Origin of the sequence: Tardiphaga sp. OK245 (assembly GCF_900108575.1) — a bacterium.
Classification (GTDB): Bacteria; Pseudomonadota; Alphaproteobacteria; order Rhizobiales; family Xanthobacteraceae; genus Tardiphaga; species Tardiphaga robiniae.
The window spans coordinates 882597-905877 of record NZ_FNWZ01000002.1; the positions used below are offsets into that span (position 1 = coordinate 882597).

The window sequence follows — 23281 nt, forward strand, 5'->3', positions numbered from 1 at the left end:
TGTTCGCTCAGTAGCCGACGGTGAACCGCTTGCGCGTATGCGCAGGCGTCTCGATCTCGTCGGCCATGGCGATGGCATAATCCTCAAAGGAAATGCTGCTGCCCTTGTCGTTGGCGAGCAGTTGATCGCCGCCAAGCCGGAATGTCCCGGTGCGCTCGCCCGGGATGAACAGGGCCGAGGGCGACAGGAAGGTCCAGTTGAGCTCCTTGTCGTGGCGCAGGATGTCGAGGAACAGGCCGCCTACCGCGGCCTCGGCCCGGTACTCCGCCGGAAATCCCGGGGTCTCGATCAGCTTCAGGCCGGGAGCGACTTCGAGGCTGCCGGCGCCGCCGACCACCAGATAGCGCGGAACGCCCGCCGCCTTCACGGCCGCGATCAGCTTGTGCGGGTCGCTGACGAGGAAATGGATCGCGCTGACAGCGACGTCGTGGCCCTTCAGGGCGGCAGTGAGACCGGCAACATCGTTGGCGTCGGCCTTCAGTGGCGTCACCCCGGCCAGAACAGGGGCTTTCTCCGGGTTGCGGGCGATGGCGGTGACGGTATGACCGCGGCGGGACAGTTCAGCGACAATTTGCGAGCCGGCGCGGCCGGTGGCGCCGATCAGGGCGATTTTCATTTGATATCTCCATATGGTAACCAATAGAAACTTGCTATTCATTTCGGCAGTAGCTGTGAAGAAGGCACTTTTGCGTTAGCTGGTTACCCCGAGGAGACCGCCGCCATGCAGACCGATATCGAAAGCGCCGCCCAGCGCTGGAAAGCCGGCAACGTCTATGCGAGCAGCTGCCCAACCCGGCTGGTTCTGGACCGGATCGCCGATAAATGGGCGGTTCTGGTGCTGGGCCTGCTCACGGACGGCCCCGTTCGCTTCAACCAGCTGCGGCGGCAGATCGAGGGAATCTCGCAGAAAATGCTGTCGCAGACCCTGAAAAGCCTGGAGCGCGATGGCCTGGTGAGCCGCAAGGCGATCCCCACCGTGCCGGTCACGGTCGAATATGCGATCACTCCGCTCGGACGAACCCTGTCGGATACCGTCGATGCGCTGCGGGTCTGGGCTGAAAACCATATGGGCCAGGTGCTTGAGGCACAGCAGCACTATGATGCCGGCGGAACACGGAGCGCGGCCGCCTGAGCAGGCGATCGCGCTGCAAACCTTGACTTATCGGGCTCCAGCACTGTAAATCCCGCCACTTCTCGAAAAGTTCTCTTTTCGACCCGCCGACCGGTCCTGGAGACCGGAGGTCAACGCCCGACAGCGCGATGCGCCCTCGGGCGCAAAAGTGTTTGGTTATTTGCCATCGTGGGGATGGCACGAGCGGAAGCGACAATCGATGTTCGACAGTCTGTCGGAACGGCTTGGCGGAATTCTCGATCGGCTCACCGGGCGCGGTGCGCTGTCGGAGGCTGATGTCGATGCCGCCATGCGCGAAGTCCGCCGGGCGCTGCTCGAGGCCGACGTCTCGCTCGACGTGGTCCGCAGCTTCGTCGATCGTGTCCGTGAACAGGCCATCGGCGCCACCGTCGTCAAGTCGGTCACCCCCGGCCAGATGGTCGTCAAGATCGTCCATGACGAGCTGGTCGCCACGCTCGGCGCCGACGGTGAAGGCGGCATCGATCTGCAAGCCGTGCCACCCGTCGCCATCATGATGGTCGGTCTGCAGGGTTCCGGTAAAACCACCACCACTGCAAAGCTCGCCCGCCGTCTCACCCAGCGCGACAAGCGCAAGGTGCTGATGGCCTCGCTCGACGTCTATCGTCCGGCCGCCATGGAACAGCTCGCGGTGCTCGGCCGCGATCTCGACATCCAGACGCTGCCGATCGTCGAAGGGCAAAAGCCCGCTGACATCGCCAAGCGTGCGCTGTCGGCCGCCAAGCTTGGCGGCTACGACGTGGTTCTGCTCGACACCGCCGGTCGCACGACGCTCGACGAAGAAATGATGTCGGAAGCGATCGAGATCAAAGCGATCGCCAATCCGCATGAAGTGCTGCTGGTCGCGGATGCATTGACCGGTCAGGACGCCGTCAATCTCGCGCGCTCCTTCAACACCCGCGTCGGCCTTACCGGCATCGCGCTCACGCGCGTCGACGGCGATGGCCGCGGCGGTGCTGCACTCTCGATGCGTGCGGTCACCGGCAAGCCGATCAAGCTGATCGGTACCGGTGAAAAGACCGATGCACTGGAAGACTTCCATCCGAGCCGTATCGCCGGCCGTATTCTCGGCATGGGCGACGTCGTCTCGCTGGTTGAGCGCGCCGCTGCGAATATCGATGCGGAAAAAGCTGCGCGCACTGCCGAGCGCATGCGCAAGGGTCAGTTCGATCTCACCGACATGCGTGAGCAACTGATCCAGATGACCAATATGGGCGGTCTCTCCGGCCTGATGGGCATGATGCCCGGCATCGCCAAGATGAAGAACCAGATCGCTTCCGCCGGTCTCGACGACCGTGTGGTGAAGCGCCAGATCGCCGTCATCGATTCGATGACGCGTCAGGAGCGCAAGAATCCCGACATCCTCAAGGCCAGCCGCAAGAAGCGTATCGCTGCTGGCGCCGGCCTCAAGGTCGAGGAAGTCAACAAGGTGCTGAAGATGCACCGGAACATGGCCGACATGATGAAGGCCATGGGCTCAGGCAAGCGCGGCCCGATGGCCGGCATCGCGCAGGCCATGGGCTTCGGCGGCGGTGGCATGCCGTCGCCCGAACAGATGAAGGCGATGGCCGAGAAGATGCCGGGCGGGCTGCCGCAGGGCATGCCGTCATTGCCGAAAGATTTCCCGGGCCTGTCGGGCCTGGGCAAACCGACGCTGCCGGGACTCGGCGGCTTTCCCGGTCTCGGGAAAAAGAAATAACGCGACCCATTCAACTCACATTCAAATCGAACATACTTAGGAGAATCCCATGTCCGTCGTTATCCGCCTCGCTCGTGCAGGCACCAAGAAGCGCCCCGTCTATCACGTCGTCGTCGCCGACTCGCGTTTTCCCCGCGATGGCCGCTTCATCGAGCGTCTCGGTTACTTCAATCCGCTGCTCGCCAAGGACAACGAGCTGCGCCTGAAGCTCGACCTCGACAAGACCAAGGCCTGGATCGCCAAGGGCGCACAGCCGTCGGATCGCGTTGCTCGTTTCCTCGATGCCGCTGGCGTTCAGAAGCGCGAAGCCCGCAACAATCCCGAGAAGGCCGTGCCGCGCAAGGAGCGCAAGGCCAACGCTGAAGCCGCCGCCAAGAAGTAAGGCGGAATGACCTCCGCGCAAATCTGCGTCGCGCGCATCGGCGCGCCGCATGGTGTGCGCGGTCAGGTCCGGCTGTGGACCTTCACCGAAGATCCATTCGCCGTGCTCGACTACGGTCCGCTTGCCACCAAGGACGGCAAGCGGAGCTTTGAGGTCGATGATGTCCGCGAGGCCAAGGGCCATCTGGTCGCGACGCTGAAGGGCGTTGCGTCCCGCGAAGACGCCGAGCGCCTCAATGGCGTCGAGCTCTTTGTGGCGCGCGATGCGCTGCCCGACACCGAAGACGATGAATATTACCACGCCGATCTGATCGGCCTCGCTGCGGTCAATGCTGCGGGCGACTCGATCGGCCGTGTCGTCGGTATCCATAATTTCGGCGCCGGCGATATCATCGAGATCGCGCCGCTAGAGGGCGCGACCCTGCTGTTGCCTTTCACCAATGCGGTGGTGCCGACCGTCGATCTTGTGGCTGGACAGGTCGTGATCGAATTGCCGGGTGAGATCATCGGCGACGATCCCACTGCGGCGTAGGGTTTACGCTTTCAACGCCTCCGCTATCGTTGTTGCGAACGGCGTCGTCTTCCGCCCGATCAGCTTACTCAGCGTATGGCTGTCATCGAACAGCGCGCCGTCGGCTGCCGCCGTGTTTGACGTCGCGATCAGATCCGCGAGTTCTTCCGGAAGGCCGCATTGAGCATGATGGCCTTGAATTTGGCTTCCGGCAGACGAACGTATGGGACTGTTTTGTCGCTCTGCTTTCGGTCGAATATCGGCTGTCGCCGCTGGGACAATCGGCCCTCGGGCCGCTGAGCGCAGCTTCGCGGAGATCAAGGCCGCTCGCGCCGCCTTCGATGCGGGTGACACCAGCGAGCAGATGTCGGCGGCCTGACGCGGCGATCGCCGGGGTTTGACGCCTCGCGCCGGACGCGCGATGGAAGGTCATGACTTCCGATCCTTCATCCGCGCCATGGCGCGCGACGGTGCTGACGCTGTTTCCGGAGATGTTTCCGGGTCCGCTCGGCATCAGCCTTGCTGGCAAGGCGCTGGCTTCCGGCCTGTGGGTGCTGGAGGCACGGGATATCCGTGCCTCGGCCACCGACAAGCATCGCAGCGTCGATGACACGCCTGCCGGCGGCGGACCGGGCATGGTGCTGCGCGCCGATGTGCTGGCCGCAGCGATCGATTCGGTGGAGGCTTCTGAAGGCCGTCCCAAGCTCGTGATGAGCCCCCGCGGTCGGCCATTGACCCAGGCGCGGGTGGCGGAGCTGGCGGCCGGGCCGGGGCCATTGATCGTCTGCGGCCGCTTCGAGGGCATCGATCAGCGCGTCATCGACGCCCGAGGGCTCGAGGAAGTCTCGATCGGGGACTATGTGCTGTCCGGCGGCGAAATCGGTGCCATGACGCTGATTGATGCCTGCGTGCGGCTTCTGCCGGGTGTCATGGGTAAGTTGGCGTCTGGAACCGACGAGAGTTTCTCTGATGGGCTACTCGAATACCCGCAATATACCCGCCCGCAGACCTTCGAGGGGCGTCAAATCCCGGATGTCCTGATTTCGGGCGACCATGCGAAGGTTGCCAAATGGCGGCTGGCCGAGGCGGAAGCGCTTACCCAGGAGCGCCGGCCCGATTTATGGGCGGCTCGCCCGAAAGCCCCGGAATCGGGCAGAAAGCGAAAACCGCCAAAAATCACGACGGGCGAGTGACAGAGACGGGTGACAACGGCTTCGCTTTCCCGTATAGCAGCGCCAAATCCGTGCAATGGCAGGGTAAGAGTTTCGAGCGCAGCCCGCGCAACGTCTGGGCGCGCCGCCGATGGAGATTTTCGATGAACCTGATTCAGACGCTTGAAAAAGAGCAGTTCGACCGCCTTTCCGCCACCAAGTCGATCCCGGAATTCGGTCCCGGCGACACCCTCATCGTCAACGTGAAGGTTGTCGAAGGCGAGCGCTCCCGCGTGCAGGCCTATGAAGGCGTCTGCATCGGCCGCAACGGCGGCGGCATCAATGAGAGCTTCACCGTTCGCAAGATTTCATACGGCGAGGGTGTCGAGCGCGTGTTCCCGCTGCTCTCCCCGATGATCGACTCGATCAAGGTTGTGCGTCGCGGCAAGGTGCGTCGCGCCAAGCTGTATTACCTGCGCGATCTGCGCGGCAAGTCGGCCCGCATCGTCGAGAAGAAGACCGAGCGTCCGGCCAAGGTCGCGGCTGTGGCTGCAGCTAAGTAATTTTCCGCATCATCGAATGTGCGAGACGAAAAGCGCGGCGCAAGCCGCGCTTTTTTGTTACGTGAAGACTGCATACCTCCGTCGCATTGGCGTCGTGATCGCTGAGTGCTATATGACTGGAATGTTTCTAGACCTGCACCAGCACGCTTTGCGCATCGTCATCGACGATCATAGTCGGCTGCCCGGTCGCTTCTTCGGTCGCTTCACCACGTCGATCGTGGGCGCGCTTAGAAGCGCGTGAGCAATCTCACGCGTTTCTTTTCCCGTTTCTCAGTTGCTCGCTTTGCGCCGTCGATGCGGCGAATCATTTAGCAGCACGCAACTGGCCCACGTTTTCTTTTGAGGCCTGATCTCATGACTGACTCTGCAAAGCCGACCACCCTGTACGACAAGATCTGGAACGACCATCTGGTCGAGGAAGCCGCTGACGGCACCTGCCTGCTCTATATCGATCGCCATCTGGTGCACGAAGTGACGAGCCCGCAGGCGTTCGAAGGCCTGCGTGCCGCCGGCCGCCGTGTGCATGCGCCAGAGAAGACGCTCGCCGTCGTCGATCACAACGTGCCGACCACCGATCGCACCAAGCCCAATCCCGATCCGGAAAGCACCGAGCAGATCGCGACTTTGGCCGAGAACGTGCGTGAATTCGGCATCGAATATTACAACGAGTTCGACAAGCGCCAGGGCATCGTCCACGTCATCGGTCCCGAGCAGGGTTTTACGCTGCCGGGCACGACGATCGTTTGCGGTGACAGCCACACCTCGACGCACGGCGCATTCGGCGCGCTGGCGCATGGCATTGGCACGTCGGAAGTCGAGCACGTGCTGGCGACGCAGACGCTGATCCAGAAGAAGGCGAAGAACATGCGCGCCACCGTCGATGGCAAACTGCCGGACGGCGTCACCGGCAAGGACATCATCCTGGCCATCATCGGCGAGATCGGCACCGCCGGCGGCACCGGCTATGTGCTGGAATATGCCGGCGAGGCGATCCGTGCGCTGTCGATGGAAGGCCGCATGACGGTCTGCAACATGTCGATCGAAGGCGGCGCCCGTGCCGGCCTGATCGCACCTGACGAGAAGGCCTATGAATTCCTGAAAGGTCGCCCGATGTCGCCGAAAGGCGAGATGTGGGAACAGGCCGTGCGCTACTGGGAAACACTGCGCTCCGACGAAGGCGCGCATTTCGATCACGAGATCCGTCTCGATGCGGCGAAGCTGCCGCCGATCGTCACCTGGGGCACCTCGCCCGAGGACGTCATCTCGATCTCCGGCAAGGTGCCGAACCCCGCCGACATCGCGGATGAAGCAAAGCGTCTCTCCAAGGAGCGTGCGCTGGCCTATATGGGTCTGACCGCAGGTACGAAAATCACCGACATCAAGCTCGACCGCGTCTTCATCGGTTCCTGCACCAATGGTCGTATCGAGGATCTGCGCGCCGCGGCCAAGGTCGTCGACGGCAAGACCGTCAACGGCCATGTCTCGGCGATGATCGTGCCGGGCTCGGGTCTGGTGAAGGAGCAGGCGGAAGCTGAAGGCCTCGACAAGATCTTCCTGAAGGCCGGTTTCGAATGGCGTGAGCCGGGTTGCTCCATGTGCCTGGCGATGAATCCCGACAAGCTGGCGCCGGAAGAACGCTGCGCTGCCACCTCGAACCGCAACTTCGAGGGCCGTCAGGGCCACAAGGGCCGCACCCATCTGGTGTCGCCGGCGATGGCGGCTGCGGCTGCGATCGCGGGACACTTCGTCGATATCCGCGAGTGGCATTAATTTAGCTGCACGGGGCGGCACATCCTCGGTAAGATCGACGGCCTGCTGATGTAGGTCGTCTTTCTATGAGCTCCGTAATTTGTCCCGCATGCCTCGCGCACTCGTCAAACCCTTCGGACTGACCGACACGACGGCCCGACGCATTTGGCTGCGCGCGCAGCGGCTCGATGCGCGTGCGCCGTTCGGTGACGGCGCGGAGGCGGTGAAGGCTGCCGTCCAGCATCTTGGCTATGTGCAGATCGACACCATCAATGTGATCGAGCGCAGTCACCATCACATCCTGTTCTCACGGATCCCGAACTACAAACGCGCCGATCTCAGGCAGGCGCAGACGCACGACAAGAGCGTGTTCGAATACTGGACCCACGCGCTCGCTTACGTGCCGACCGATGACATCGGCTTCTTCGTGCCGGACATGAAATATTATCGCCGTGAGGGCCATGGCTGGTTCGCGTCGGTGACACCGGCGGACAAGCGCAAGGTGATGCGGCTGGCCAAGGCCGGCCCGTTGTCGATTCGCGATATCGATGACGATGTGCTGCGCGAGAAGGATCACGAATGGGCCAGCCGCAAGCCGTCAAAGCGAGCGCTGCAGCTGGCGTTTTATGAGGGGCATCTCACGATCTCCGAACGGCAGGGCATGCTGAAGACCTATGATCTTCTGCTGCGGCATTTCGGCTGGGAGACGCTGCCGAAAGCCGCGAGTGCTACGGAGAAATACGCCTATCTGCTGGATCGCGCGCTGCGGTCGCAGGGCATCGTCAGTCTGGACTCGATCTGCCACCTGGATGCACCGAGCAAGGCCGGCATACGCAAGCTGATCGAGGCCCGTGTGCGCAAGGGCGAGCTGATGGCCGTCGCGCTCGATGGCGCCGGCAAGCAGGAACACTGGACGACGCCCGCGGCTATCGAGGACCCTAGCCCGGGCGAGGCCGGGCTGGTCCATGTGCTGTCACCGTTCGATCCTCTCGTGATCCAGCGCAAGCGCACGAATTTGTTCTTCGGGCATGACCATCGCTTCGAGGCCTATGTGCCGAAGGAAAAACGCCAGCTCGGCTACTTCGCACTGCCGGTGCTGGTGGATGATCAGATCGTTGCAGCGGTCGATCTCAAGACCGATCGGCAGAAGCGCAAATTGCTGATGCAGCAATGGAGCTGGGTCGGTGAGGGCACCAAGCCGAAAACACCGCGCAAGGAATGGAAGCGCCGCATCGAGGAAGAGCTCGGGCGGTTCGAGGCGTTTCAGTTGGGGGAGTGAGCTCCGGCGCGTGCACTACACTCCGTCGTCATCCGCGGGCTTGACCCGCGGATCCACGTTTTGGCAACAAGCAAAGACGTAGATGGCCGGGACATCCAGCGAAGCCGCGCTTCGCGCTATGCCCGGCCATGATGGAGTGTGTGGAGAGTCGCTTCAGTCAACCCGACCCATCTCACCAATAAATATTGAAGCGATGGTAATGCCGCCGGTGGTGCCAGTGGCGGTGATGCCAGGGGCGATAGCGGCAGATCTTGCGTGGGCCGTAATAGGTCCAGACGATCCGGCAGAAACGGCGCGGTTGGTAGTAGCGCGGGCCGTAATAATAGCTCGGCGCATAGGCGTAATAGCGCGGGCGGAAATGGCGGCGATAGCCGTAATGGCGCGCGCCGTAGTAGCGTGTCGGCGCATAATAAGGGCGCCGGGCGATCAATGGCGCCGCGTATCGATAGCCGCCGCCGTGGAACGCGGGGCCACGCCGGAAACCGCCGCCGACAAAGGCCGGCCCCGGACGGAAACCGCCTCCGCCACGGAATGCCGGCGCTGCGGCTCGGAAGCCTCCGCCGCCACCTCCACCCCGAAACGCCGGCATGCCGCCGCCACGAAATCCGCCGCCGCCTCCGCCTCCGCCATGAAAGGCGTGACCGCCGCCGCCACCGCCGCGGAAACCTCCGCCGCCGCGTCCACCGCGATGCTGGACCTGGAGCAGCGCGTCGCTCGCCTGCTTGGCTGCGGGTGCCGCGCCGGGATTGATCAGCGAGACCGCCCGTGCCGATGGCGTCAGCGATATCATCATCGCTGCGGCGGCAGCCACGCCGAGCGAGCGCGTCATGAATTGTCTGATCGCAAAACCTCGATCGGCATTCAGGACAGGTTGTCGATTCTGAACATCTCTCATCGGAAACATCCTCCCTCGATCGGCGCATGGGACATCGATCGCGCAAACCTGACAGTGCAGGTCCTCGTTTGCGCGAACGGTGCATTTGCGCATGGTCGTGTCATGTGAATTGTCGCGCCTTGACCGAAAATTAAGGATGTCGATCTGAACGCGTCATGAATGACGCATGCGGAAGCCGCGCGGCACGCACAAAAAAACAGGCGCCGCAAAGGGCGCCTGTCAATATCGTCTAGAGATCCTGGAATTTACCAGCGGCCGAAGCTGAAGCCGACGCTGAGCGGGCCGCCGCCGAAACCGACGCCCGGGCCATAACCATAGGCGCCATAGGGACGATAGCCGCCATAATAGCCGTAGGGCCGGTAGCCGTATCCGCCGTAGTAAGCAGGGCGATAGGCATAGGGACGTCCGTAATAGGCGGGGCCGTAATATGAGCGGTACGGGCGATAGCCGTATCCGTAGCCATAACGCGGGCCGTAATAGCTGCGATACCCGTAATGCCGGTGGCCGAAGTGATGATGGCGGTGGTGAAAGTGACGATGGCGCCGCTGCGCGCTGAAGTCCGTCGCCTTTGCCTTGTTGTCTGCCGCAGCCTTTTGAGGCGTCTGTGCGTCAGCCATTGCGGGGGCGCTGGTCAATGCGCCACCGAGTGAAAGTGTTGCAGCCAGCATGGCTGCGCCTACCCAGTTCTTCATGATTTTTCCTTGCCTCGATCGCTTTCCATCGATCGTCTTTCGTCGCCTTCACCCCATAACGCATATGGAGGCTGCGATTTCCCGCGACAGAGAGACGCGGTCAACATCCCGTCAACGAGAACAGGCGCACTTGCGCGCGCCTGTTTCCATTTCCGAAATATTCTCAGTGGCGCCAGTGAGGACGCACATGGTGCGGCCGGTGCCAGCCATGATGACGGCGGACGTGATGCGGGCGGTGCCAGCCGTGGTGACGGCGCACGCCGTGATGCGGGCGATAGCCGCGATTGTGGTGATGACGATACTGAACCTCGGTCGTCAGTTTCTCGCCGCTTTGCACGGACGATGCGATGCCCGGGCCGTTCAGCGAAACAGCGTTCGCCTGCTGCGTTGGCGCTGCGACGAACAGCAATCCTGCGATGGCAGCGAAGCCAAAAATTTTCTTAACGTTCACGTGTGCTCTCCTCAGGTCTGCGCGCATCTCAAATGCACGCTGCAAATGGATCATCGCCCATGCTGATGACGCTAGGGTTCGGGAGGTGAACGCGATGTGAATGGTGCGTGAGCGATATGACGCGGTGGCGGACTGTCGCAGCCGCGGAACGAATGCGCGTCATCGCGCCAATGTGAAGCACGGTTGTAAAACCAAATCGCTGCACGACGCGTATCTCGATCATGCAATGATGGAGGCCGTCATGATGCGTTTGATCTCGACGATTGGTGTCACGCTCGCATTCGTCTCCACGGGCCTGGATCTGTGGATCGAACAGGCGCAGGCGTCGCAAGGCCCGGGCGTGATACCCGGCACCGCAGGCGCAGCAACACAACTCGCCATGGCGATTATCGTCTATGGCGGTTCGGCGATGGTGATTGCAGCGGGTCTGATCGGTGCCGCGCGGCAGCGCCGCTAGTTTAGCCGCGGCGCCAGTAGCAGTTCATCCGCGGTACGATCACGGTGCCGCTCGGGCGATATTCCTGCACCAGATTGGCGGTGCAATCGCGGACGGCATTCGGGCCGGGATTGTAGCTGGGATAGACACCGCGTTCGTCTGGGGTGCGATAGATACGAACGCGCGGGCGCGCACGGTGGGGCTGAACGCTGTCGTCGGATTGGGCGACCTGTGTGGCCGTCTGCGCCTGTGCGGTGTTCGCCATCGGCAAGCCGCCGAGCGCAACCGCCAATCCCAGTGCCGCCATCATGATCCGCATTGTCACGCCCCAAACTGCCATAAGCATGATCCCGAAAAGTGGATGCCGGTTTTCACCGACAAACGGGTTCGTTTGTCGGGAGATCATGCTTCAAAAGAATGCCGCAAAGTCTCCGATTGACGCCCGCCCGTCAACCGCCGGGACAGCCCTGTGCCGGCGCATTGCCATGTCATGGGAATTGGCTAGACAGGGAAACATGTGGCACCAGGCAAAAGCTCCCGATCTCGCGGAAATGGAAGACATGGCCCATGCCATGCTCGCCCTCCTGCCAGAGGATTTCCGCAAGCTCTGCGAAGGCGTGATCATCCGGGTCGATGACTTTCCCAGTGACGAGGTGCTGGAGGAGATGCAGGCGGAGACCGAATTCGACCTGCTGGGCCTGTTCCAGGGCGTCGGACTGCCGTTTCAGAGCCAGGACAATACCGGGCAGCTCCCGAACATGATCTGGCTGTATCGCAGGCCGATCCTGGATTACTGGGCCGAGCATGACGAAACCCTCGGCCATATCGTCCGCCATGTGCTGATCCACGAGATCGGCCACCATTTCGGCCTGTCGGACGCCGATATGGAGGCCATCGAGGCTGGCGTCGCCGATTAGCCCTGCATAAATCACCCTTGGACGGGCCGCCCGATCGGGCTAAAACGCCGGCTCAATCCGAGGATACGTTCATGGACAAGTTCACCACGCTGGAAGGCGTCGCGGCACCGCTGAAGATCATCAATGTCGATACCGACATGATCATCCCGAAGCAGTATCTGAAGACCATCAAGCGTACCGGTCTTGGCAAGGGCCTGTTCTCGGAAGCGCGCTACCTCGATGACGGCAGCGAGAACCCGGATTTCGTGCTCAACAAGCCGGCCTATCGCAATGCCAAGATCATGGTGGCCGGCGATAATTTCGGCTGCGGTTCGTCGCGCGAACACGCGCCGTGGGCGCTGCTGGATTTCGGCATCCGCTGCGTGATTTCGACCTCGTTCGGCGACATCTTCTACAACAATTGCTTCAAGAACGGCGTGCTGCCGATCCGCGTCTCGCAGAAGGATCTCGACGCGTTGTTCGACGATGCCGAGCGCGGCGCCAATGCGACGATCACTATCGACCTGCCGAACCAGGAAATTCGTGGCCCCGACGGTGGCACGGTGAAGTTCGAGATCGATCCGTTCCGCAAGCATTGCCTGCTCAACGGTCTCGACGATATCGGCCTGACGATGGAGAAGAAGGCCTCCATCGACAGCTACGAAGAGAAGCTCAAGACCGCACGCGCCTGGGCCTGATCTCACTTCGGAAGGTGACGCGTGATTCCTGACGTCGTCACCTTTTGGGAGGGCCCGCTCGATGCGTTGCGCAGGCTGTGCCTGAGATCGCAGGTCGAGGCCGGCCACCGCGTCACGCTCTACAGTTTTGCACCGATCACCGATCTGCCGGATGGCGTGAGCAATGCCGATGCGGAAGCTGTGTTGCCGCGGGCTTTCGCCGAGCGGCTGCGCCCATCAGCTCCCGATGGCGCGTGGGTTGGCTGGACCCCGCTGCAGTTCAGCGATTTCTTTCGCATCCGGCTGATGGCCGAAGGTCTTGGCCTCTGGCTCGACGCGGATGTGCTGCTGCTGAAGCCCATCGAGATCGATCCGGCAAAGCCTTATTTCGCCTGGGAGAAGCGACGTCAGCTCGGCAATTCGGTGCTGTATCTGCCGCCTGACGATCCGATCGTTGCGGCGTTCGAGGCGCTGATCAGGCAGGACGAGTTGACGCCAGACTGGATGTCATTGCGCCATCGCCTCGCTTTCGCATGGCGCAAATGGCGCGACAGCACGAAGCGCGCCAGCGACGTCCGCGTCGCGATCTTCGGCCCGGCATCGCTGACGGCGCTGGCGAAGCGCCATGGCGCGCAGCATCACGCGCTGCCGCGGAAGTCGTATTATGCGATTCATGCCGAGCCGAAACTGTTCTTCGAGCCATCGAATTTCAAAGCGCTGCTCGATGATCCCGGGATTCTAGGCTTCCACATCTCGCCGAAGGGGCGCGGGAAGGAAGCGCCGATGCCGGGAAGCTTTTATGCGTGGGCGACGGAGCAGGTCGGCGCACGTTAGTATCAGCCTTTGAATCTACAAATTTCGCGCAACGGCCCGCGGTATCCCTCCCCCTTGCGGGGAGGGTCGACCGAACCTGACGATGCGAAGCATCGTTCAGGTGGAGGCCGGGGTGGGGGTGCCACACGTGAGAGCATCGCCTGTGGCACCCCCACCCGTCGCGCTGCTCGCTGCGCTCGCAACGCGCCACCCTCCCCGCAAGGGGGAGGGTGAAGAAAGCGCGTCGTTGCTGACTGGTACTAGCCCCCCATCGCCGCAATCGCGTCCGAGATCGCGATCGTGCGCTTGGCCATGTCCGCATGCAGCCGCTCGACCATCTTGCCGTCGAGCTGAATCGCGCCGCGCTTGGCGTTTTCCGGCTGTTCGAAGGCGGCGATGATGCGGCGGGCCTGGGCGACTTCGTCGTCCGGCGGCGTGAAGACCTTGTTGCAGGCCTCGATCTGGCTCGGATGGATCAGCGTCTTGCCGTCGAAGCCGATGTCGCGGCCCTGTTCGGCTTCGGCGATGAAACCCTCGGTATCGCTGAAATTGCTGTAGGGACCATCGAGAATTTCGAGACCATGCAACCGCGTCGCCAGCACGCAATGCGTGATCATCGGCAACATTGCCGCGCGACCGGGCATCATGCGGATGCGGGTCTCGCGGGCGATGTCGTTGGGGCCGAACACGAAGCCGGCCAGGCGATTTTCGGAATCGCGCGAGGCGGCCGCGAGTTCTTCCGCATGCAGGATGGCGCGCGAGGTCTCGATCATGGCCCAGACCTTGATCGACATGTCGGCGCCAATGTCACTCAGGCGATCAGCAACGGCTGAGAGATCCTCGACGCTGGAAATCTTCGGCACCAGGATGCCATCGGGCTTGGCCTTGCCGGCCATGGTCACATCGTCGATCCACCACGGCGAATCCAGCGCATTGATACGGATGATGACCTCGCGTTTGCCGAAGCCGCCGGCAGCCAGCGTCTGCCCGATGGCGTCGCGCGCTGTTCCCTTGGCATCCGGCGCCACGGCGTCTTCGAGGTCCAGGATGATGCCGTCAGCGGCCACGGTACGGGCCTTTTCCAGCGCGCGCGGGTTCGAGCCGGGCATGAACAAATGGCTGCGGCGCGGACGGATCATGGCGTCATTTCCCTGTGATTATGGCCTGTTCGTTATTCAGGCATCCGCGATAACATTTCAGCCCGCCGCCCGGAAGGCTTGTTCGCGCTGGCGTCCTATGGTTATCCGTGGGGACCGTATGTTTGAGCGTGATCTCTCGACAAACGACCCCGTTTGTCGGCGAAAACCGGTATCCACTTTTCGGGATCATGCTCCGAACGAGGCAGACTATGACATCATTTCCGAAGCAACTGATCGCCGGCTACCAGACCTTTACGTCGGAGCGATTGCCGACCGAGCAGTCGCGCTTCCGCGAATTATCGGAAAAGGGCCAATCGCCGGAAGTCATGGTGATCGGCTGTTGCGACTCGCGCGTATCGCCAGAGGTCATCTTCGACGCCAGCCCGGGCGAGCTGTTCGTGGTGCGAAACATCGCCAACCTCGTGCCGGTCTATCAGCCCGACGGCGGTGCCCACGGCGTCTCGGCGGCACTGGAATATGCGGTGCAGGTCCTGAAGGTGAAGCACATCGTGATCCTCGGCCACGCGCAATGCGGCGGCATCCGCGCTTTCGTCGACAATGCGGCGCCGCTATCACCGGGTGACTTCATCGGCCGCTGGATGTCGATGTTCATCAAGCCCGACGAGAAGGTTGAGATCCGCGAGCACGAGGCGTTTCAGGATTTCGTCACCCGTATCGAGAAGGCCGCCGTGTTCCGCAGTCTGGAAAACCTGATGACGTTCCCGTTCGTGAGCAGCAAGGTCGCGAAGGGCGAACTCGAATTGCACGGCGCTTATTTCGGCGTTGCTGTGGGCTCGCTCTCAGTGCTGGATCAGGTCGCGAAAGAATTCCGGCCGGTCAGTCAGGCAAAGGCCTCCTGATAATCTGACCTCACCATGAGGCAAATTCCACACGCTGTGAAAGAAAAAGCCCGGACGCTTGTGCGGCCGGGCTTCGTTGTTTCCTTGAAGGCTGCGTGAGGCTTACGCGGCCTTCTTTTTCGCCGTGATCAGCTTGCGGTTGATCAGGCATTCCGCAATCTGCACGGCGTTGAGCGCGGCGCCCTTGCGCAGATTGTCCGACACGCACCAAAGAACCAGACCGTTATCGACCGTCGAATCCGTGCGGATGCGGCTGATATAGGTGGCGTCTTCGCCGGCGGCCTCATAGGGCGTGACGTAGCCACCGGGCTCGCGCTTGTCGATCACGAGGCAGCCTGGCGCATTACGCAGGATGTCACGGGCTTCATCTTCCGAGATCGGGTTCTCGAATTCAATGTTGACCGCTTCCGAGTGGCCGACGAACACCGGCACGCGCACGCAGGTCGCGGACATTTTGATTTTGGGATCAAGAATCTTCTTGGTCTCCATCATCATCTTCCACTCTTCCTTGGTGTAGCCGTCCTCCATGAACACGTCGATCTGCGGGATGACGTTGAAGGCGATACGCTTCGGGAATTTGTTATTGACCAGCTCGCTGTTGGTGTAGACGGCTTTGGTCTGCGAGAACAACTCGTCCATCGCATCCTTGCCGGCGCCCGACACCGACTGATAGGTCGAGACGACGACGCGCTTGATGGTCGCCTTGTCATGCAGCGGCTTCAGCGCCACCACGAGCTGCGCAGTCGAGCAGTTCGGGTTCGCGATGATGTTCTTCTTGGTGAAGCCATCAACGGCCGAGGCATTCACTTCCGGCACGATCAACGGCACGTCCGGGTCCATGCGCCATGTCGACGAGTTGTCGATCACGACGGCACCGGCTGCGCCGATCTTCGGCGACCATTCCTTCGACACGGCTCCGCCGGCTGACATCAGGCAGATGTCGACGTCGCTGAAGTCATAGGTCGCGAGGTCTTTGCATTTCAGGGTTCTGTCGCCGAAGGAAACCTCAACGCCCATGCTGCGGCGCGACGCGAGCGCCACGACCTCGTCAGCGGGGAATTTACGTTCATCCAGAATGCTGAGCATTTCACGCCCGACATTGCCGGTCGCTCCGACCAGCGCGACTTTGTAACCCATCGTTCACTCTCCGAAGAAATATGCTTCACCCCCACATACCGTGGAAAGGGAAGAGCCGCGCTTCTATGCGAGAAACGTCGCAAAGACAACGTCCTAAGCGTGTTTGCGTGTGTTGATGCGTTCAATTTTGGTTTCGCACCACCCAAAGTCGGCAGGTGTCCATCCTGCCCTGCAGAGCTTTGCCGACGAGTGCGGTGCCATCGCCGTGCGTCTGCTCGCCTATATGGGGGTGCTGGCACTGGTTGTCATGGCCGCGGCTACGGTTTTCGACGGACTGGAATTTGACCTCAGCAGCGAACCGGCGGTCAAAGCCGGCTGGAGCGTCGCCAGCCGCTCCCATCCCGCTTTTGCCGTCAGCCAGTTTGATTCATCAGGTAAAACAGCCTCTTACGAGATTTTGAGGCACCCCGAAGGCGGCCGCAAGGATGTTTTGCGCTGGGCGTCGCCCGGGGAGCCCCCGGCGGCCGAGCTGGAATTGTATCGCCCTGGTGCCGAGGCCGAGCGGGCAGGTCCGCCGGCAGCGGACATTGCGGGCCGCATGGACCCCGGCGGCGTTCGCGAGGTGGTGGGCGAGGGCATTATCGACAGCAAGTTCGGGCCGGTCGCCCTGATGGGCTTTGCCGACCGGCTGAAAGACAACAAGCGCTGCCTCGGCTTCATGAAGACGCTGGAGGTGGCCAATCTCAGGATTTCCGGCTGGTCGTGCCAGGGAGACGGCCTGCCGGCGCGGCGGGCGGCGATCGCCTGCACCCTGAACCGGCTGGTGCTGCTCACCGCCGGCAATGAACCCCGGCTGCAGGAGGCCTTTGCCCAGGCAGATTTGAAGCGGGCCGGCTGCATCAGCGGCGCGGCGCTGTCGGCCACTTCAGCCGATTGGGTCACGGGCGCCCAGAACCCGCTGCTGCGCGGCAGCTTGTGACCTCTTCGTGATGGGTTGGACCAAGACCTTGGATTACATGCAACATTCGGCCACACCGCGCATTATATCGACGACTGTGGCCGGATAGACCTTGTGGCCGGATACCCCGGCCAGTTAAATTGACCGCAAATCGGATTTGCCGACTCGGCTTTTGAACGCCGATCTTCTGACTGCAATGAGGACCTGATGACCTTGAAATTCCCCGCCGCGAAAACTCTCGCCATGTTGTTCGCGACGGTTGCCGTCATCGCGACCGCCGTTGCCGTCTCGCCGGCCGATGCCGCCACCAAGAAGAAGGTTCGTGTTTCTGACCGTGACGCTGTTTATGGCGCGCGCGGCCCGAACGTGTCCTATCAGCAGGGCCGCACCCGCGTTTACGTGACGCGTCGTTCTTGGCTCGATGCCGGCGTCGAAGTGCTCCCGGGTGACCGCAAGTTCACTGATTATGCCTATCCGCCCGGTTACTCCTTCGCCCGCGACAACAACAACCGTCCGCTGGACCGCCAGCCGCTCAACTCGCAGTGGGATCTCGGCGGTTATCCCGAGCGCTTCCCGCTCTACTGAGCGCGGCGACATATCGATACGAAAATGCCCGGCTCAGCCGGGCATTTTTTGTTCGTGGGGAAGGTCTCTCCGATGTCGTCCCCGCGAAGGCGGGGACCCATACACGCCGAAGATCTAATCGAAGCGCTGTAGCCGCAACTCTGTCGCTTAACCCACGCTCATCGTGGTTATGGGTCCCCGCCTTCGCGGGGACGACAGATCGAGTGGCTTGAGCCTTCACGCGCTTAAGCGTGCAGCGTCTGCAATTCCTTCAGCAGTGCTTCGCCCATGCCGGATGTGCTCACCACTGTTGCGCCTTCCGACTTGATGTCCGCCGTCCGCAGACCCTTTGCCAGAACCGCGGCGATGGCCTGGTCGACCTTGTCGGCCAACTCGCCCATCTCCAGCGAATAACGCAGCGCCATGCCGAACGAGGCGATCATCGCCAGCGGATTGGCCATGCCCTTGCCGGCAATGTCCGGCGCCGAACCATGCACCGGCTCATACATTGCCTTGCGCTTTTTGGTCTTGGCATCGACTTCGCCGAGCGAGGCCGAGGGCAGCATGCCGAGCGAACCGGTCAGCATCGCCGCGATATCCGAGAGCATGTCGCCGAACAGGTTGTCGGTAACGATGACGTCGAACTGCTTCGGCCACTTCACGAGGTTCATGCCGCCGGAATCAGCGAGCTGATGCTCGAGCGTGACGTCCTTGTATTCGCGGCCATGCACCTGGGTGACAACCTCGTTCCAGAGCACGCCCGACTTCATCACGTTACGCTTTTCCATCGACGTCACCTTGTTCTGACGCTTGCGGGCCAGATCGAAAGCGACGCGGGCGATGCGCTCGATTTCATAGGTGTCGTAAACCTGCGTATCGACGGCACGCTTCTGGCCGTTGCCGAGATCGGTGATGGTCTTCGGTTCGCCGAAATAGACGCCGCCTGTGAGCTCGCGCACGATCATGATGTCGAGGCCCTCGACGACCTCACGCTTCAGGCTCGATGATTCCGCCAGCGCGGGATAGCACACGGCTGGACGCAGATTGGCGAACAGGCCGAGATCCTTGCGCAGGCGCAGCAGGCCGGCCTCGGGTCGATGCTCATAAGGCACGTTGTCCCACTTCGGACCGCCGACGGCGCCGAAGATGATGGCGTCGGCTGCATCCGCCTTGGCCATTGTGGCATCGGTGATAGGGAGCTTGTCGGCATCATAGGCGGCGCCGCCAACCAGGCCGTTCTCGATCGTGAATTTGGCGATGCCCTGGGCATCGATCCAGTCGATCAGGCGCTTCACCTCGGCCATCACTTCAGGGCCGATGCCGTCGCCGGGGAGAAGCAGCAATTTGTGCGTTGCCATATTCAAGTGCCCTTGCAATCCGTTACTGATTGCCGCGAGTGCTAAGACGTCATTGCGGGAATGGCAAGACAGTGTTGCCGAAGGGGTGATTGCGGGTGCCGTGAAACCTGCGACATTGCTGACGCAGCGGAGATCCCCGTGACGTCATCTGTGCCTTCCCCGGCGCGCCCTAACCCGGCGTGGCTGATACTCGTCCTGTCGCTCGCGCCGGCCATCGGGCTCGGCATCGGCCGCTTTGCCTATTCGCTGGTGTTGCCCGATATGCGCGACAGCCTGCAATGGTCTTATTCGGCGGCCGGCTTCATGAATACCGTCAACGCCGCGGGCTATCTCGCCGGCGCACTGGTTGCGGCCGGGCTCGGCAGGCGCTTCGGTCTGATCGCGGTGATTCAGGGCGGTACGCTTGCTTGCATCCTGTCGCTCATCGTTTGCGGCGTCACCGTGGATTTTACGCTGCTCAGCATCGCGCGGCTGGTCACCGGTTTTGGCGCGGCGGTTTCGTTCGTGGCCGGCGGCGCGCTCGCCGCCACCATCGGCCTCGCTTATCCCGAACGGTCGTCCTATCTGCTCAGTCTGTTTTATGCCGGGCCAGGTATGGGTATCCTCCTGTCCGGTCTGATCGCGCCGTTCGTGCTGCAGGGCTTTGGTCCGGGCTCCTGGTGGATCGTGTGGTTGGTCCTCGGTCTTGTCTCGGTCGTGATCGGCCTGCCGCTGTTGCGTCCGCGCGTCGATGCGTCCGATGACACGTCAACGGACGACAAGGTGCCGCTCGCGATCCGCCCGATGTGGATCTACCTCATTGCCTATTTCCTATTTGGCGCGGGCTACATCGCCTACATGACCTTCATGATCGCCTATGTGCGTGATGGTGGCGGAAGCGCCGTGGCGCAGAGTGCGTTCTGGTGCCTTATTGGCGTTAGTTCGTTCGCGTCGCCCTGGCTGTGGCGTAACGTGCTGGCGCGTGGCCAGAGCGGCCGCGCCATGGCAATCATTCTCGGCACCAATGCGGTAGGCGCAGCGATGCCGCTTCTCGGGCATTCGCCTGTGGTGCTCGGCATCTCCGCCGCCATTTTCGGCGTTGCATTCTTCGCGGTGGTTGCGGCAACCACGGCCTTCGTGCGCTTCAACTATCCTCGCGCGGCATGGTCGAAGGCCATCGCGGCGGTGACGATCGTGTTCGGCATCGGCCAGACTCTGGGTCCGATCGCGGTGGGTGCCATTTCGGACGCGACCGGCAGTCTCACATCCGCTCTTGTGGTCTCAGCAGCGACGCTGGTGTTCGGTGCGGTGCTGGCGATGTTCCAGAAACCGATCAGCTCCCGCTGAAATCGTTATAGCCCTGATCTTCCCAATAGCCGCCTTTGTAGTCGTTGGTGACTTCCATCGCGACGACGTATTTCGGATTCTTGAAGCCGAGTTTGGTCGGTACGCGGATCTTCATCGGGAAACCATAGGCCCGCGGCAGAAGCTGATTGTCGAACTTGAAGGTCATCTGCGTTTGCGCATGCATGGCCGTGGGCATATCGAGTGAGCTCGTATAGTCCTCGGCGCAGCGGAAATGAACCCACTTCGCATTGGTGTCCGCGCCGACCAGTTTCAGGAAGTCGCGCAGCGGCGTGCCCTGCCAGGAGCCGATGGCGCTCCAGCCTTCCACGCAGATATGGCGGGTGATCTGCGATACTTCCGGCAGCTTGTGCAGTTCATCCAGCGTCCAGGACCTCTTGTCCTGCACCAGACCGGAGACTTCGAGCTTCCACTCCTTGCCGTCCACATTCGGTGCGTCGTCCTCGGCGTAGAAGGCGTTGAACGGGAACGGACGCTTGATGTCTTTCTCGGAATAGGTCGGCGCCAGCGTGTTCGGATTGAAGATTCGGGCCTGAACCATGTCGTTGAACTTGGACATATGCGTCAGCAGGTTTTCAGCCGAGAGACTGTCACTCACGTCGCAGCCGGTGAGCAAAGTCAATGCGCCGAAGCTTGCACCCGACGCGATGAAACGGCGGCGCGACAGATCGGGCATCAGTTTGGTGGCATCCTTGACGAGGAGATTCTTGTCGACGCCGGGAATGATGAGGGAGCGGAGTTTCCTGATCATGGTCGTGTCCCTCAGCGTCCGATAATCATTGCACGCAGGCTCTTGGGCACGATCAAGGCCAAAGCCACGTGGATCACGAGGAAGCCGACAATAGCGGCCATCATGAAGAAATGCACATAGCGGGCGGTGTCGTAGCCGCCGAACAGCGCCGTAAGATATTGCAGCTGGACGGGCTTCCAGATCGCGAGGCCCGACAGGACGATCAGAATGCCGACCACGATAATCCCGGTATAGAGCAGCCTCTGCACCTGATTGTAGGTCGAGAGATCAGCGTGCGAGAGCTTGCCAGTCAGCGCAGCCTTGGTGTCGTCGAGCACACCTTTCGCCGAGATCGGCAGCAGCTTCTTGCGGAAGCGTCCGGTGACCATGCCAAGAGTGAGATAGACGAGGCCGTTGATCACCAGCAGCCACATGGCGGCGAGGTGCCACATGATGCCGCCGCCGAGCCAACCACCCAGCGTAATGGATGATGAGAATGTGAAATTGAACAGCGGCGAGGCGTTGTAGATCTGCCAGCCCGACATGATCATCAGCACGATCGCGACGGCGTTGATCCAGTGCACGACGCGTACCCAGGCGGGCTGGATGACTTTGGTATTCGTAACTTTGGTTGCGGCGCGATCGCCGGCGGCTGTGATGCTCGACATAGGCATATCCTGGGCTGAGCAGTGGTTCGATGGTGCTCGGTGACGCGAGTTGTTACCAGCTATACGGCATAACCGGTCGTTCGTTACGGCGGCTCTTATAACAACCCCGGTCGGGTCGGCTCATACCGATCACAAAAAAGCGAGCCGGGTTGCCCCGGCTCGCTCCTTTTGCGCCCCTCGGTATCCTTGGGGGACGCGCGCGCATCCAGTGGGGACAAGTCAGGATGCGCGAACTTGTTGCGCAGAAGCCGGAGATCAGGCTTTCGGCATCAGGACAGTATCGATGACGTGAATCACGCCGTTCGACTGGTTGACGTCGGCGATGGTCACGGTCGAGGAACCGCCCTTGGCATCGACGATCATCACCTTGCCGCCCGAAGCCTTCACGGTCAGCTCTTCGCCTTCCACGGTCTTCAGCTTCTGGCCGTCCTTGAGGTCGGCGGCGTTCAGCTTGCCGGGGACCACATGGTAGGTCAGGATCTTGGTGAGGGTCGCCTTGCTCTCAGGCTTCACCAGCGTGTCGACGGTACCAGCCGGCAGCTTGCCGAAGGCGGCGTTGGTCGGTGCGAACACCGTGAACGGGCCCTTGCTGGAGAGGGTATCGACCAGGCCGGCGGCCTTCACGGCGGCGACCAGCGTAGTGTGATCCTTCGAGTTGACGGCGTTCTCGACGATGTTCTTCGACGGATACATCGGCGCGCCGCCGACCATGACGGTCTTCTCGCCCGACATTTCGCTCTTCATCATCTTCTTGTCTTCGGCCTGCGCGGGGGCAAGCACGGCGCCAGTGATGGCGAGGGTGCTGAATGCGATGGCCGACAGAAGTGCAATGCGCTTGGACATGGATCGTCTCCCGAGTGATGTAAGTGACCAGCGATCTCGCTGGTGCGATGAATGGCATCAACCGCGGCAATCCCCTGGAGGCCAGATTGCGCCGTCGATGCCCGAGTTACGCGAGGTCTCGGGACCAGTTTCAGGCCATATTTTTCGGTGCCGCTGAAACTTTTGCGGGTGCATTTCGTTCGCGCGAGGCAATCAATGACGAGTGCGATGCATCGCGTTTGATACAATCATGAGCGGAAGTCGCGACGAGATGACGCGACCCGACGGGCTGATCCACCAGATATGGCGGTCCATCCGCCTGCAGGATGCGTTGCCTAGATATGGCCATTCTTGCTAAGGAACGGGACAAATTGACGCGATCGTTGGGCTAGCTGCACCGGTCGCTCCCGCACTCCTG

General features: G+C 61.8%; 28 protein-coding genes. 16 read left to right on the plus strand and 12 right to left on the minus strand.

Going from position 1 to position 23281, the window contains the following annotated elements; all coding sequences use genetic code 11:
* Positions 1 to 7 precede the first annotated feature (7 nt).
* On the minus strand, positions 8 to 616 hold the full coding sequence (locus tag BLW80_RS10870) for an NAD(P)-dependent oxidoreductase (protein WP_093757908.1): 609 nt from the start codon (positions 614 to 616) through the stop codon (positions 8 to 10).
* 105 nt (positions 617 to 721) lie between these two features.
* On the opposite strand from BLW80_RS10870, the gene BLW80_RS10875 reads away from it, so the two are divergent.
* The 4 genes from BLW80_RS10875 to rimM all read left to right on the plus strand — a co-directional run bounded on the left by BLW80_RS10875 (position 722) and on the right by rimM (position 3762).
* Positions 722 to 1132 (plus strand): winged helix-turn-helix transcriptional regulator, encoded by a 411-nt coding sequence (locus BLW80_RS10875; protein ID WP_089266461.1) that lies wholly within the window; start codon positions 722 to 724, stop codon positions 1130 to 1132.
* 199 nt (positions 1133 to 1331) lie between these two features.
* Complete coding sequence (ffh, locus tag BLW80_RS10880) at positions 1332 to 2849, plus strand: signal recognition particle protein (RefSeq protein ID WP_093757909.1); 1518 nt, start codon at positions 1332 to 1334, stop codon at positions 2847 to 2849.
* 49 nt (positions 2850 to 2898) lie between these two features.
* A complete protein-coding gene (rpsP, locus tag BLW80_RS10885; protein ID WP_089266465.1) occupies positions 2899 to 3231 on the plus strand; it encodes a 30S ribosomal protein S16 in 333 nt (110 codons plus the stop codon).
* A gap of 6 nt (positions 3232 to 3237) precedes the next feature.
* Entirely contained in the window at positions 3238 to 3762 is a 525-nt protein-coding gene (gene rimM, locus BLW80_RS10890; protein WP_093757910.1) for a ribosome maturation factor RimM, read from the plus strand.
* Positions 3763 to 3765: 3 nt separating this feature from the next.
* Here rimM and BLW80_RS29840 read toward each other — a convergent pair whose 3' ends face one another.
* The gene (locus BLW80_RS29840) at positions 3766 to 4062 is read right to left on the minus strand and encodes a hypothetical protein (protein WP_139285804.1); all 297 of its coding nucleotides are present in this window, start codon (positions 4060 to 4062) and stop codon (positions 3766 to 3768) included.
* A gap of 110 nt (positions 4063 to 4172) precedes the next feature.
* Between BLW80_RS29840 and trmD the strand changes: the two genes are divergently transcribed.
* From trmD to BLW80_RS10915, 4 genes are all read left to right on the plus strand, one after another.
* Complete coding sequence (gene trmD, locus BLW80_RS10895; RefSeq protein WP_093757911.1) at positions 4173 to 4934, plus strand: tRNA (guanosine(37)-N1)-methyltransferase TrmD; 762 nt, start codon at positions 4173 to 4175, stop codon at positions 4932 to 4934.
* A gap of 122 nt (positions 4935 to 5056) precedes the next feature.
* Positions 5057 to 5455 (plus strand): 50S ribosomal protein L19, encoded by a 399-nt coding sequence (gene rplS / locus BLW80_RS10900; protein ID WP_089266471.1) that lies wholly within the window; start codon positions 5057 to 5059, stop codon positions 5453 to 5455.
* 354 nt (positions 5456 to 5809) lie between these two features.
* Positions 5810 to 7225 carry a 3-isopropylmalate dehydratase large subunit gene (gene leuC / locus BLW80_RS10910; protein ID WP_093757912.1) on the plus strand — a complete coding sequence of 472 codons (1416 nt, stop codon included), beginning with the start codon at positions 5810 to 5812 and terminating at the stop codon, positions 7223 to 7225.
* A 79-nt stretch (positions 7226 to 7304) separates the two neighbouring features.
* Positions 7305 to 8483: a winged helix-turn-helix domain-containing protein gene (locus BLW80_RS10915; RefSeq protein ID WP_502688592.1), complete on the plus strand. Its 1179-nt coding sequence runs from the start codon at positions 7305 to 7307 to the stop codon at positions 8481 to 8483.
* Between the two features lie 172 nt (positions 8484 to 8655).
* Here the strand turns inward: BLW80_RS10915 and BLW80_RS30595 are convergent, their stop codons facing one another.
* The 3 genes from BLW80_RS30595 to BLW80_RS10930 form a co-directional block, all read right to left on the minus strand.
* On the minus strand, positions 8656 to 9312 hold the full coding sequence (locus BLW80_RS30595; RefSeq protein ID WP_210185316.1) for a hypothetical protein: 657 nt from the start codon (positions 9310 to 9312) through the stop codon (positions 8656 to 8658).
* A gap of 311 nt (positions 9313 to 9623) precedes the next feature.
* Complete coding sequence (locus BLW80_RS10925; protein WP_093757914.1) at positions 9624 to 10070, minus strand: hypothetical protein; 447 nt, start codon at positions 10068 to 10070, stop codon at positions 9624 to 9626.
* A gap of 163 nt (positions 10071 to 10233) precedes the next feature.
* Positions 10234 to 10521, minus strand: coding sequence for a hypothetical protein (locus tag BLW80_RS10930; protein WP_093757915.1), 288 nt, complete (start codon positions 10519 to 10521; stop codon positions 10234 to 10236).
* A 241-nt stretch (positions 10522 to 10762) separates the two neighbouring features.
* On the opposite strand from BLW80_RS10930, the gene BLW80_RS29855 reads away from it, so the two are divergent.
* The gene (locus tag BLW80_RS29855; protein ID WP_139285806.1) at positions 10763 to 10978 is read left to right on the plus strand and encodes a hypothetical protein; all 216 of its coding nucleotides are present in this window, start codon (positions 10763 to 10765) and stop codon (positions 10976 to 10978) included.
* 1 nt (position 10979) lies between these two features.
* Here BLW80_RS29855 and BLW80_RS10940 read toward each other — a convergent pair whose 3' ends face one another.
* Positions 10980 to 11267, minus strand: a complete 288-nt coding sequence (locus tag BLW80_RS10940; protein ID WP_502688598.1) for a hypothetical protein — start codon at positions 11265 to 11267, stop codon at positions 10980 to 10982.
* 205 nt (positions 11268 to 11472) lie between these two features.
* Here BLW80_RS10940 and BLW80_RS10945 point away from each other — a divergent pair, with 205 nt between their 5' ends.
* The 3 genes from BLW80_RS10945 to BLW80_RS10955 all read left to right on the plus strand — a co-directional run bounded on the left by BLW80_RS10945 (position 11473) and on the right by BLW80_RS10955 (position 13364).
* The gene (locus BLW80_RS10945; RefSeq protein WP_093757918.1) at positions 11473 to 11874 is read left to right on the plus strand and encodes a metallopeptidase family protein; all 402 of its coding nucleotides are present in this window, start codon (positions 11473 to 11475) and stop codon (positions 11872 to 11874) included.
* Between the two features lie 71 nt (positions 11875 to 11945).
* Positions 11946 to 12551 (plus strand): 3-isopropylmalate dehydratase small subunit, encoded by a 606-nt coding sequence (gene leuD / locus BLW80_RS10950; RefSeq protein ID WP_089266479.1) that lies wholly within the window; start codon positions 11946 to 11948, stop codon positions 12549 to 12551.
* A 21-nt stretch (positions 12552 to 12572) separates the two neighbouring features.
* Positions 12573 to 13364 carry a glycosyltransferase family 32 protein gene (locus BLW80_RS10955; RefSeq protein ID WP_093757919.1) on the plus strand — a complete coding sequence of 264 codons (792 nt, stop codon included), beginning with the start codon at positions 12573 to 12575 and terminating at the stop codon, positions 13362 to 13364.
* A 239-nt stretch (positions 13365 to 13603) separates the two neighbouring features.
* Here the strand turns inward: BLW80_RS10955 and BLW80_RS10960 are convergent, their stop codons facing one another.
* Complete coding sequence (locus tag BLW80_RS10960) at positions 13604 to 14482, minus strand: HpcH/HpaI aldolase/citrate lyase family protein (protein WP_093757920.1); 879 nt, start codon at positions 14480 to 14482, stop codon at positions 13604 to 13606.
* A 209-nt stretch (positions 14483 to 14691) separates the two neighbouring features.
* Between BLW80_RS10960 and BLW80_RS10965 the strand changes: the two genes are divergently transcribed.
* The gene (locus tag BLW80_RS10965) at positions 14692 to 15342 is read left to right on the plus strand and encodes a carbonic anhydrase (protein WP_093757921.1); all 651 of its coding nucleotides are present in this window, start codon (positions 14692 to 14694) and stop codon (positions 15340 to 15342) included.
* Between the two features lie 102 nt (positions 15343 to 15444).
* Here the strand turns inward: BLW80_RS10965 and BLW80_RS10970 are convergent, their stop codons facing one another.
* Complete coding sequence (locus BLW80_RS10970; RefSeq protein WP_068737914.1) at positions 15445 to 16479, minus strand: aspartate-semialdehyde dehydrogenase; 1035 nt, start codon at positions 16477 to 16479, stop codon at positions 15445 to 15447.
* A gap of 115 nt (positions 16480 to 16594) precedes the next feature.
* Between BLW80_RS10970 and BLW80_RS10975 the strand changes: the two genes are divergently transcribed.
* Positions 16595 to 17398, plus strand: a complete 804-nt coding sequence (locus tag BLW80_RS10975) for a hypothetical protein (protein ID WP_093757922.1) — start codon at positions 16595 to 16597, stop codon at positions 17396 to 17398.
* 186 nt (positions 17399 to 17584) lie between these two features.
* Positions 17585 to 17962: a hypothetical protein gene (locus BLW80_RS10980; protein WP_089266485.1), complete on the plus strand. Its 378-nt coding sequence runs from the start codon at positions 17585 to 17587 to the stop codon at positions 17960 to 17962.
* 224 nt (positions 17963 to 18186) lie between these two features.
* On the opposite strand, the gene leuB is transcribed toward BLW80_RS10980, so the two are convergent.
* A complete protein-coding gene (gene leuB, locus BLW80_RS10985) occupies positions 18187 to 19299 on the minus strand; it encodes a 3-isopropylmalate dehydrogenase (protein ID WP_093757923.1) in 1113 nt (370 codons plus the stop codon).
* A gap of 132 nt (positions 19300 to 19431) precedes the next feature.
* On the opposite strand from leuB, the gene BLW80_RS10990 reads away from it, so the two are divergent.
* Positions 19432 to 20625 (plus strand): YbfB/YjiJ family MFS transporter, encoded by a 1194-nt coding sequence (locus tag BLW80_RS10990; protein WP_244528184.1) that lies wholly within the window; start codon positions 19432 to 19434, stop codon positions 20623 to 20625.
* Here BLW80_RS10990 and BLW80_RS10995 read toward each other — a convergent pair.
* The 3 genes from BLW80_RS10995 to BLW80_RS11005 form a co-directional block, all read right to left on the minus strand.
* Complete coding sequence (locus BLW80_RS10995) at positions 20612 to 21394, minus strand: molybdopterin-dependent oxidoreductase (RefSeq protein ID WP_093757925.1); 783 nt, start codon at positions 21392 to 21394, stop codon at positions 20612 to 20614. The two genes, BLW80_RS10990 and BLW80_RS10995, sit on opposite strands and share 14 nt — an antisense overlap.
* An 11-nt stretch (positions 21395 to 21405) precedes the next feature.
* Complete coding sequence (locus tag BLW80_RS11000) at positions 21406 to 22041, minus strand: cytochrome b/b6 domain-containing protein (RefSeq protein ID WP_093757926.1); 636 nt, start codon at positions 22039 to 22041, stop codon at positions 21406 to 21408.
* Positions 22042 to 22296: 255 nt separating this feature from the next.
* Complete coding sequence (locus tag BLW80_RS11005; protein ID WP_093757927.1) at positions 22297 to 22884, minus strand: fasciclin domain-containing protein; 588 nt, start codon at positions 22882 to 22884, stop codon at positions 22297 to 22299.
* Positions 22885 to 23281 lie beyond the last annotated feature (397 nt).